At 75.8% G+C, this 10,171-nt stretch carries 9 protein-coding genes; 4 read left to right on the top strand and 5 right to left on the bottom strand.

Annotated features, from left to right (window positions below; translation table 11 throughout):
* Positions 1-210: 210 nt before the first annotated feature.
* Genes PAI11_RS06485 through PAI11_RS06475 form a run of 3 tightly spaced genes read left to right on the top strand, consistent with a single transcriptional unit; the run spans position 211 to position 3,019 of the window.
* A complete protein-coding gene (locus PAI11_RS06485; RefSeq protein ID WP_007572112.1) occupies positions 211-918 on the top strand; it encodes a TetR/AcrR family transcriptional regulator in 708 nt (235 codons plus the stop codon).
* Positions 915-2,132 carry a radical SAM family heme chaperone HemW gene (gene hemW, locus PAI11_RS06480; RefSeq protein WP_007572110.1) on the top strand — a complete coding sequence of 406 codons (1,218 nt, stop codon included), beginning with the start codon at positions 915-917 and terminating at the stop codon, positions 2,130-2,132. Before PAI11_RS06485 ends, hemW begins: the two co-directional genes overlap by 4 nt.
* A gap of 53 nt (positions 2,133-2,185) precedes the next feature.
* Positions 2,186-3,019, top strand: coding sequence for a TrmH family RNA methyltransferase (locus PAI11_RS06475; RefSeq protein WP_007572108.1), 834 nt, complete (start codon positions 2,186-2,188; stop codon positions 3,017-3,019).
* An 18-nt stretch (positions 3,020-3,037) separates the two neighbouring features.
* On the opposite strand, the gene PAI11_RS06470 is transcribed toward PAI11_RS06475, so the two are convergent.
* From PAI11_RS06470 to rpsD, 5 genes are all read right to left on the bottom strand, one after another.
* A complete protein-coding gene (locus tag PAI11_RS06470) occupies positions 3,038-3,814 on the bottom strand; it encodes a YaaA family protein (RefSeq protein ID WP_007572106.1) in 777 nt (258 codons plus the stop codon).
* A 10-nt stretch (positions 3,815-3,824) separates the two neighbouring features.
* On the bottom strand, positions 3,825-4,712 hold the full coding sequence (locus PAI11_RS06465; RefSeq protein ID WP_007572105.1) for a VOC family protein: 888 nt from the start codon (positions 4,710-4,712) through the stop codon (positions 3,825-3,827).
* A 251-nt stretch (positions 4,713-4,963) separates the two neighbouring features.
* Positions 4,964-5,440, bottom strand: coding sequence for a hypothetical protein (locus tag PAI11_RS06460; protein WP_007572104.1), 477 nt, complete (start codon positions 5,438-5,440; stop codon positions 4,964-4,966).
* 182 nt (positions 5,441-5,622) lie between these two features.
* Entirely contained in the window at positions 5,623-7,128 is a 1,506-nt protein-coding gene (locus PAI11_RS24045) for a calcium-binding protein (RefSeq protein WP_007572103.1), read from the bottom strand.
* A gap of 523 nt (positions 7,129-7,651) precedes the next feature.
* A complete protein-coding gene (gene rpsD / locus PAI11_RS06450) occupies positions 7,652-8,290 on the bottom strand; it encodes a 30S ribosomal protein S4 (protein ID WP_007572102.1) in 639 nt (212 codons plus the stop codon).
* Positions 8,291-8,547: 257 nt separating this feature from the next.
* Between rpsD and PAI11_RS06445 the strand changes: the two genes are divergently transcribed.
* Positions 8,548-9,978 carry a zinc ribbon domain-containing protein gene (locus PAI11_RS06445; RefSeq protein WP_007572101.1) on the top strand — a complete coding sequence of 477 codons (1,431 nt, stop codon included), beginning with the start codon at positions 8,548-8,550 and terminating at the stop codon, positions 9,976-9,978.
* Positions 9,979-10,171: the final 193 nt, after the last annotated feature.

Raw genomic sequence — 10,171 nt, 5'->3', positions numbered from 1 at the left:
GACGTCGGCGACCTGCTCGATCGCCGGACGCGGCTGGGCCTCGTCCCGGAGCGCCGCGCGGCGGCCGTCGCGGCGGCCGAGGAGGCGCTCGAGCGGGTCCACGGATCCGTCCCGGCCGTCGCCTAGCGGCCGCGGTCCGGCCGGGGCGGCGTCGCGCGGCCGCGCCCGTCCCCGCGTCCGACCCGACCACCCGCCATGATTGCGGCACCGATGGCGGCCGACGACGACCACCCCGCCGTCCAGCTGGGCGGCGCGATCCCCGATCCCGCCTGGCGGGACGACGAGACGCTGCGCCGCGCGCTCGAGCACGCCGCCCACGTGATCCTGGAGCGGCCGCCGGTCGCCCTGCGGCTGCTCGAGTCGGCTCGGGCCTGCGTGCTCGACCGCGGCGTCGCCCGGGTGACGATGAGCGACGTCGCGCGCCGCGCCGACGTCAGCCGGACGACGCTCTACCGCCACTACCCCGACGTCGAGGCGGTCCTGCGCGACCTCATGACCCACGACTTCGGGCGGCTGGCGATCGACGCGATCTCGTCCTCGATCGAGCTGCCCAACGGTCGCGAGAAGCTGGTCGCGACCGCCGAGCGGACCGTCCGCTCGATGCGCGCCGATCCGCTCTTCCGCAAGATCCTCGACGTCGACCCCGAACACCTGCTGCCGTACCTGACGGCCCGCCCCGGGGCCTCGCAGCGGACGATGATCGAGCTGCTCGAGGCGGCGATCGCCGCTGGCCGCGCCGACGGCTCGATCGCCCCCGGCGACGTCGCCACGCGGGCCCGCCTGGTGCTGCTGCAGCTCCAGGGGCTGATGGTCTCGTCGGGGGTCGTGGCCGCCGACGAGGAGCAGGAGGAGGCGCTGCTCGACGCGGCCTCGGTGGCCCTCGACGCGCAGCTGCGCGCGTCGATCGCGGAGCGGTGAGCCCGCGGCTTCCCGAGGGCGATCCGGCGCCCGACGACGGCCGGCTGCCGGCGGCGGCGCTGGCCGAGCGACGGGGGCGGCCGCTGAGCGTCTACGTCCACGTTCCCTGGTGCGCGTCGCGCTGCGGGTACTGCGACTTCAACACCTACGTCCCGCCGGACGGCGCGCTCGACGGGCTCGGGCAGCGGTTCGCGGCGGCGGCCGACGCCGAGCTGGCGCTGGCGGCGCGGGTCCTCGGCGGCGACGCCCCGGTGACGACGGTCTTCCTCGGCGGCGGCACCCCGAGCCTGCTCGACCCGGCGATCCTGGGACGGGTCCTGGCCGCGATCGATCGCCATCTGGGCCTCGCCCCGGGGGCCGAGGTCACGTGCGAGTGCAACCCGGAGTCGGTCGACGGCGACCGCCTGGCGCGCCTGCGGGACGCGGGGGTCACGCGGATCTCGTTCGGGATGCAGAGCGCCCGCGCCCACGTGCTCCGCTCGCTCGAGCGGGCGCACGACCCCGCGCGGCCGCCCGCGGCGGTCGCCGAGGCCCGCGCGGCCGGCTTCGACGCGGTCGGGCTCGACCTGATCTACGGGGCCGACGGCGAGCGCGACGAGGACTGGCAGGCGTCGCTGGCGGCGGCGATCGAGGCCGGCCCCGACAGCGTCTCCGCCTACGCCCTGACCGTCGAGCCGGGGACCCGATACGCCGCGCTCGTCGACCGCGGCGTGCGCCGGCTGAGCGACGACGAGACGCTCGGCCGCCGCTACGCCATCGCCGATCGCGCCCTGGCCGCCGCCGGCTACCGTTGGTACGAGCTCTCGAACTGGGCCCGCGACGCCGCCGGCGTCTGCCGTCACAACCTCGCCTACTGGCGCGGCGAGGACTGGTGGGGCGTCGGGCCCGGCGCCCACTCGCACGTCGCCGGGGTCCGCTGGTGGAACGTGCTGCGGCCGGCGGCCTGGATGGAGCGGGCGCAGGCGGGGCGCTCCCCGGCCGCCGGCCGCGAGACGCTCGATCGCGGCGCCCGCGCGCTCGAGGCGCTGATGACCGGGATCCGCCTGCCGGAGGGGGTCGCCGCCGAGCGGCTCCCGAGCGGCGCGCCGGAGCGGGTCGCCGAGCTGCTCGAGGACGGCGTCGTGGAGCCCGCCGCCTGGGCCGCGGGGCGGCTGGTGCTGGCGCGCCGGGGACGGCCGCTGGCGGACGCCGTCGTGCGCCGGCTCGTGGCGTGAGCGGCCCGACCGATGGCCCCGCGGGTCCGCACGTGGCAGGATGTCGGGGGCAGATGCCAGAGGACCCTCCGGCTCCCGTCACCTCGGCCCGCGATCCGCGGGTCGCAGACCTCCGCGAGCTCCAGCACGATCACCGCCTGCGCGACGAGCGCGGCCTGGCCGTGGTCGACGACGAATCGCTGCTGATCGCCGCGCTCGACGCGGGCTGCCGGATCGAGCTGCTGCTCGAGGACGACGGGCGGCTCGACGACCCCGCTCCCTGGCGCTCGCTGGTGGACGACGCGGTCGTGGTGCCCGCCGTCGGCGACGCGCTGCGGGCGCTGTCCGCGACCGGTCGCCGGCCGCGGATCGTCGCGGCCGTGCGCCGTCACGACGATCCGGTCGCCCCGGCGCCGGGCGGCGGGCTGGCCCTGCTCGGGGTCTCGGACTCCGGCAACGTCGGCGGGATCCTGCGCACGGCCGCGGCCTTCCGGCTGCCGGCGGTGGCGCTGCTCGACGGCTGCGCCGATCCCTGGGGCCGCAAGGCGCTGCGCGTCTCGCAGGGCGCGGCCTTCCGCGCCGGGCTCGTCCGCCGCGCCACCGACGTGGCGTCGTTGCGCGCGGACAGCGACGGGCCGCTGGTCGCCGCCGTCGCCCACGACGGCGAGGATCCGGGCGCGCTGCCGGCCGACGCGACGGTCCTGCTCGGCGCCGGCCACGGCGGGCTGACGCGCGCCGACATCGCGCGCTGCGACCTGACGGTGACGGTCCCCGCCGACGGCTTCGACTCGCTCGGGGTCTCGGCCGCGGCCGCGGTGGTCGCCTACGCGCTGGCCGGGGCTCGCGGCGGCGCGCGACCGGCCGCCGGTTCGGCGCTCGCGGAGCGCCCGGGCCTGTCGACCGCCTGAGGGCCGCGGCTCCGGCGCTCAGCCGGTCCGCTCGACGACCGTCAGCGAGACGCTGCCGTTGCGGTCCGGATTCCCGAGCTCGACCGTCCAGCCAGCCCGTGCGACCCGCTCGGCGACGCCGTCGACGGTTCGCGGGTCGCGACCGCTTCCGCCCTCGTCGATCAGCAGGGCGCGGGCGATGTCGCCACGGGTGGCCTTGGCCATGTGGCTGACGACGGTCCGCCGCCCGGCCTGCTCGCGCACCACGTCGATCGTCACCACCGGCGCGTTGGCCGGGGTCCAGAGCGCGCGGTAGGCGCTCGAGCGGAGGTCGACGACCAGCTGGTCGTCGGGCAGGGCCGCCCGCAGCGGGTCGCGCCAGAGCTCGGTCGCCGTCGGCAGCCCCGGCAGCCGGGCGCCGGCGGGGCAGCGGTAGACCGGGATCCGGTCGTTGGGGCCGACGACGCCCCAGAGCGCGCTCGTGATCAGGATCCGGCGGCCGGCCTTGCGCTTGGCGCCGGTCGGCAGGCCGATCAGGTCGAGCCGGTCGAACAGCACGCCGCTGTAGATCCGCGCCGCGATCCCGGCGGGCTGCCGCTCCAGGTCGGCGTTGCGGGCCAGCTCCGCCGCGTTGCGGGGGCCGAGCCCGAGCGTCTCCAGGGCGACCGCCTCGTCGCCGAGCGAGAGCTCCCGCAGGGCCGCCATCACGCGCCGCCGGACCGGCGCCAGCTCCGGGAAGGAGAGCGCGTCGAGGTCCACCGGCCGGCCGCGCTTGGGGGCCGTCTTGCCTTCCGAGGGCGGGAGCAGCAGGAGCACGTCCGGAACGCTACGGGGAAGCGGGGCGACCTGCCCCGTCGTCCGCCAGCGCCAGCCGCAGTCCGATGCCCGCCGGGTCGCGCACGACCGGGGCGCCGTCCTCGCTCGCGTCGATCGCCGCGCCGGCGTCGCGCAGCCGCTCGAGGACCTGCTCGCGGATCGCCTCGTCCCGCAGCAGCAGGGTCGCGTGCCGCAGCCCGCGCGCGCCGGGGACCGCCGCCAGCCCGCGCGAGCGCCAGACGTTGGTCCCGACGTGGTGGTGGTAGCCGCCGGTGGCGAGGAAGAGCGCGTCCGGGTAGCTGTCGGTGGCGACGTCGAACCCGAGCAGGTCGACGTAGAAGGCGCGGGTCGCCGCCAGGTCGGCCACCTGCAGGTGGACGTGGCCCATGATCGTCTCGCCCGGGGTCGCCGCCGGGGGAGCGTCGCTGCGGGCGGCCCCCAGCAGGTCCTGGAGGTCGAGGGCGATCGTCGCCATCTCGACCTGGCCGGAGGGCTCGTGCCGCCACTGATCGCGCGGGCGGTCGCGGTAGAGCTCGATCCCGTTGCCCTCGGGGTCGTGCAGGTAGAGGGCCTCGCTCACGAGGTGGTCCGACGCGCCGTCGAGCCGGCTGCCGGCGCGGGCGAGCCGCAGCAGCGCCTCGGCCAGCTCGGCGCGGCCGGGGTAGAGCAGCGCCAGGTGGAAGAGCCCGGCGTTGCGCGGAGCGGGGGAGGCGCCGGGCGCCTGGTGCAGGACGACGAGGTCGCGCTCCTCGGTGCCCAGCCGGACGACGCCCTCGGCGGCCGACCGCTGCTGCAGGCCGAGCGCGTCGAGGTAGAAGCGGCGGACGCCGTCGAGGTCGACGACGTCGAGCGCGACGGGCCCGGCCGCGATGGTGGTCGATGTGGTGGTCACGGGCATGCCTCGATCATAGCAAGTGCTTGCACAGGCAACAACTTGCCGCGGGCCGCGCAGCGGGGGTCGGCCGCAGCGGCGTCAACTCGCCCCGGGCCGTCCGCGATGGCGTCAGTCGTCCGCGCCCTGCGGGGTGAAATCCCACCGCTGGTCGTGCGCCGCGCGCAACTGACGCCGCTGGTCGCTGCTCGACCGGCGCGGTCGGCAGCACCACCCCGGCCGGCCCCCGCCGACCGCCCTCAACCGACCCCCTGCGCTCAGCGCGCGGGAAGCTCGGGGCCGTCCTCGCCCTCCTGGACGTCGGACGCCATCTGCTCGGCCAGCTGCGGCAGCAGGTCGGCGACCTGCATCCCGAGCACCTGGGCGAACGTCGCCACGACCTGGGTCTCGCCGCCCTCGCCCGGGACCTCTTCGATCTGGGGCGAGAAGATCGCCTCGGCCTGGACCTCGCCGGGCTCCTGCGGGTGGTCGGAGAGCACGATCACGGCCCGGCCGGGACCGTCGCGGTCGACGCGGCCGCCGAGCGCGTCGCGAACCGCGCCGAGGATCTCGGCGACCATCTCCGACCACAGCACCCGCGCGTCCTCGCGCTCGGCGTCGTCCATGTCGGCCAGGTGGTGCTGGTTGCGGCGGGCGAGCGCCTCGACGCCGGCGGCCACCGACCGCTGCTCCAGCAGCTGGTCGATGTGCAGCGGCACGGACGGCTCGGGCATCGGGACGGGTTCGTCGCTCACGTGCCCCACGCTACGCGATACGCGACGACGCCGCAGGGCGGATCGCCGCCGCCGCGTCCGGCTCGCCGCGGCGGCCGGCCCGAGAACGCGAAAGCGGCCGGCCGGACTCCCCGAGGGGGCCGGTCGGCCGCTTTCGCGAGCGGGCGATCCACTGGCGGGCGCGAGCGCCCGCCAGGGCGTTGCTAGCGCTTCTTCGTCGGGGTGGTGACCTCGACGTGCTTGCAGTTGCGCAGGCGGTTGTTGCGGGCCTCGTTCTTGTTGGCCCGGACCACGTCGCGGGAGGAGCCGCAGTTCACGACCACCGGCTTCGTGTAGATGCTGATGCTCACGATGTTGCGGCCCTTCGAGGTCGCGGGCCCGGTGAAGACGCGCTCACCGCCGGCCTTGGTGCTGGTGCCGGTGGTGAAGAAGTCGTTCCCGGCACCGCCGGAGAGCCGGTCGTTGCCCGGATCGCCGTGGATGCTGTCGTTGCCGGCGTCGCCGTAGATGCGGTCGTTGCCGTTGCCGCCGTAGAGGCGATCGCCGCCGGCCGCACCGTAGATGCGGTCGTTGCCCTCGCCACCGTAGATCCGGTCGGCGCCGGCGTTGCCGTCCAGGCAGTCGTTGCCGTCGACGCCGTAGAGCTTGTCGCTGCCGCCGAGACCGAGGATCCGGTCCGGGCCGCGGGTGCCGTAGATCTTGTCGCCCTTGGCGGTGCCGACCACGACGTAGTCGTTGCCGGGGCCGTAGAGGCACTTGGACTTGGGCAGCTGCCCGAGCCCGGCCAGGCGGCGGGCCTCGACCAGCGGGATCACGGTGCCGCCGCGCGGCGTGTCGGTGCTGTTCGGCACGCCGATCACGATCACGCCGTAGCGGTCGGTGCCGGGGATCACGCAGACGATCGGCTCGCGACCCTGGGGGACCGAGCCCGTCGGGCAGATCTGGTCCTCGGGGTTCGGCGGCTTCGGCGGGCCGTCGCTGTTGCAGACGTCGCCGCTGGCGCCGATCTTGGTCTCGCCGATGACGATGTCGAGCAGGCCGCCGTTGGGGCTGCCGGCCGTCGGGGCGACGCGGATCCGCAGCGGCTGGACGACGATGCCGTTGGCCGTCTTGACGATCTTGTTCGGGGTGTCGATCGCGACGAGCGCGCCGAGACCGAGGCCGTCGACCGCGCCCTTGAGCGCGCTCACCAGGCCGTCGAGCGAGACCGGGGCGCCGAGCACCTTGAGGTCGGTCAGGATCGACGTGCCGTTGAACTCCGGCTTGCCGGCCTTGCAGGTCGCGGTCGCGGTCGCCTTGATCGCGCCGACCGAGAGCAGCTCGGCGAGGCCGGCCGGCTTCAGGTTGACCTGGGCCAGCGTCGTGCTGGCGGTCACCGACTGGGCCTTCGGCGCGCCGGTCTGCGGCGTGATCGTCGTCTTCGCCTGGGCGGCGGAGGCGAACAGGAGCCCGTCGACGATCGGCACGGCGCCGCCGGTGTTGCCAGCGCCCTGCTCGTCGCTGCTGCAGAGCGGCTTGTCGAACGTCAGGCCGGGCGTGCTGCCCTTGATGCCGTTGGCGACGAGCGGTTCGACCGGCGCCGGCATGTTGGCGATCGATGCGTAGATGCCGCTCGCGCGACACTGCCAGGCGGCGGTCGTGTCGGTGGCGGCGAACGCCCCGCGCGGAACCGCGAGGAGGGCGAGCAGGAGCAGAAGGGTGCCCGTCACGAAAACGAGCCGCTTGCGCGACCCGAACGACGGTTGGGGGAGGGAACTCAAAGGCGCTGACACCCGGCTATGTCTACCGGAACGGTGGTCTAGCGGCCGGCAGACTGCCTGCAAACGAGCGACAGTAGACAGAGAACTGACAGCATGTCACGGAATATCCAACAGACGTCCATGGGCATTCGGACGGCCTTGCTGGACGTTCGGTCACGGGACGTCCACGCAGCCCGCGATCGCGCCTGGACCTCCCCCGATCGGCGGGGATTCGGGCGACGGGCTTCGACGGCCGCGTTCGGCACGGCGCATCGGTCGCTGACGTTGGCGCGACTGGCCGTTCGGTGGCCGTCGCGGCCTGCGATCCGTCCGGGTCCCAGGCGGCCGCGACGGCCCGCCCGGTCGCCCGGAGCGCGACCGCGGATTCCCCGGGAAGGCGAGCCTACAACGACGACGCGCGCCCATCGGGCGCGCGTGAGCAACGGCCTGCGGGCCGCTCCGGGGAGCGATCCCGCAGGTGGCGGGCCGTTCGCTAGGAGCGGCCGGCGAGCTCGACGATCAGGTGCTCGGTGATCGGCACCTGGATCTCCTGCCGCGTCGGCAGGCGCAGCACGCGGCCGGAGAGACCGTCGTGGTCGGCCTCGAGCCAGGCCGGGACGATCGCGACCAGCTCGGTGGCCTCCTGGGCCAGCGGCTTGATCGGCGCGCCGTCCTTGATCGTCACGACGTCGCCGGGCTTGAGGCGGGCCGAGGCGATCGTGTGGCGGACGCCGTTCACCAGCACGTGCCCGTGCGAGACGAACTGGCGGGCCTGCGCGCGGGTGGCCGCGAAGCCGAGCCGGACGACGACGTTGTCGACGCGCTGCTCGAGCAGCTGCAGCAGCCGCTCGCCGGTGACGGTGTTCTCGGCGTTGCGCTTGGCCGCCTCGTTGAGCAGGCGGCGGAACTGCTTCTCGCGCACGCCGTAGTAGCGCTTGGCGCGCTGCTTCTCGCGCAGCTGCTGCGCGTAGACCGAGGTCTTCACGCGGCGACCGCCGCCGTGCTGGCCCGGGGGCAGCGCCCCACGGCGCTCGAGCGCGCCCTTGCCGGCGAGGCGGCGGGCACCCTTGAGCTCCAGGTCGACGCCCTCCCGGCGGGAGAGCCGCTCGACCGGTCCGGTGTATCGACCCATCGAGGGCCTCCTAGATCCAAAGTCCGTTAGACAAGAGTCGGAAATCGTAGCCCAGAAGGCCCCTTCGGCGCGGTGCGGCCGAGGCTGCCCCGGCGGCGTGGCTCGCGACCTGTCGCGCCGACGGCTGCCACACTGCTCGGTGACGGGTCGGGGTACGCGGGCAGGAACGACGCACGCGACGGGCAATGTCCGCATGATGGGGCGGCCGGCGGTACCGCGTCCGCCTGCACTGCCACCAGGACCGTCCTACACCCGGCATGAGCGACACCTCGACCGACCGCGAACCCGAGCTGGCCGACGACGAGGTCGGCGCGCACGACGCGCAGCCTGCCGACGACCCCGCGCCGGACGCCGACGAGCCGACCGCCGCGGGCGATGACCGGGCGCAGGCCGAGGACGACGAGGTCCTCGAGGGCGCGGACGAGGACGGCGACGGGCCGGCCGCGAGCGACGCGGAGTCCGACTCCGACGACGAGCCGCAGGCCAGCGCCGACGGCGACCACGAGATCGACGACGAGGTCGCGCCGCCGGTCATCGGCTGCCTCCGCTGCGACGCCCGCGTCGCGCTCGGCTCGCGCTACTGCCCGCGCTGCGGGACGCCGCTGGTCCGCTCGGGCGAGGACGCGGCGAGCCGGCTCTCGCGCACCCGCCGCAACGCGCCGGTCGGGATCCGCCTGCTCGTCCCGCTGCTGGTCGCGGCGATCGTCGCCGCGGTCGTCTGGCTGGCGGTCGTCAACGATCCCGACGCCGGCTTCCGCGACGATGTCGAGGCGCAGTTGTCGCGCGCCGTCGACGCGAACCGCGAGCTCTCGAGCCAGCTGCTGCGGCTGCGCCCGGGTGGCGACGGCGGCCTGGCCCTGACCGCGGCCGAGCAGGCGACCACCGAGCTCAGCGCCGCCGCGCGCGAGCTCGAGCAGCTGGACGTCCCGAGCAGCGAGACGGCCCGCTTCACTCGCGCCTCGAACGCGCTCGCCGCCGATCGGACCTACGTCGCGACCGTGCTCGCGGTCCTCCGCGACCCGAAGTCGTCCGAGCTCGGGCAGCTGGGCAGCCGCTCCGCGCGCGCCGCGGCCGCGCTGGCGACCGTCGACGACATCACGCCGGCCGCCAAGGCGATCGACGGCACCCGCGAGCTGGGGCGCTACGCGCGCGCCCCGAAGGCCCGCAAGCAGGGCGGCTCCGGCAGCGCGACCGCCGCCGGGTCGAAGGGCTCGCCGTTCCTGACCACGCTCGATCAGCGCCTGAGCGCCGAGCGGGCGGCCTTCCCGCGCACCAAGCGCGGCTTCGCGCTGCTGCGCGCCGCGCGCGACGGCGTCGCGAGCTTCTCGGGCCCCGGCCCGCGTCCGGCCGATGCCGCCGCGGCCGTCCGCGAGGCCCGCGAGCTGTTCACGAGCATCGCCGCCGATCGCACCGCGGGCGCCGCGCGGGCACGGGCGCTGCCGACCAGGAACGCCAACCAGCAGGGGATCGTCGAGCGTCTCGGGGCCGCCTACCAGGCGTCCGCGGCGACCGCGACGACCCTCGCGCGGTGCCTCGGCTCCGGCGATCCGAAGGCCGCCGCCAGCCGCTGCCTACAGCAGGTGCGCGCCCGGTCCACGGCTGAGCGCGCCGCCCAGCAGGCGTTCCTGACCGCGGTCGCGCCGGGTCGCAAGGCGGCCGGGCTCGCGCCGCTCTCCCCCGACCTGTAGGCCCGCAGCTCGCGTTCCGACCCGGGGCGCACCGCCCGTCCCGCCCGATCCCCCGCATGTCCCGCCTCCGTCCCGCCGCGCTGCTCGCGCTCCTGCTCGTGGTCGCGGCGACCAGCGGTTGCGGCGGCGACGGGCCGCGCACGACGGCCGCCCCGAAGCGGCCGCCGGCGGCCGAGCGCGCGGCGGCCGAGGC

This window comes from Patulibacter medicamentivorans, assembly GCF_000240225.1.
Taxonomy (GTDB): Bacteria; Actinomycetota; Thermoleophilia; order Solirubrobacterales; family Solirubrobacteraceae; genus Patulibacter; species Patulibacter medicamentivorans.
This window is presented reverse-complemented; position numbering and strand designations above follow the sequence as displayed.

Bases quoted from the DNA above. Each gene is read 5' to 3' on its own strand.
- PAI11_RS06485 (WP_007572112.1), top strand. From the start codon at position 211: ATGGCGGCCGACGACGACCACCCCGCCGTCCAGCTGGGCGGCGCGATC.
- PAI11_RS06475 (WP_007572108.1), top strand. From the start codon at position 2,186: ATGCCAGAGGACCCTCCGGCTCCCGTCACCTCGGCCCGCGATCCGCGG.
- PAI11_RS06465 (WP_007572105.1), bottom strand. From the start codon at position 4,712: ATGCCCGTGACCACCACATCGACCACCATCGCGGCCGGGCCCGTCGCG.
- rpsD (WP_007572102.1), bottom strand. From the start codon at position 8,290: ATGGGTCGATACACCGGACCGGTCGAGCGGCTCTCCCGCCGGGAGGGC.
- PAI11_RS06445 (WP_007572101.1), top strand. From the start codon at position 8,548: ATGAGCGACACCTCGACCGACCGCGAACCCGAGCTGGCCGACGACGAG.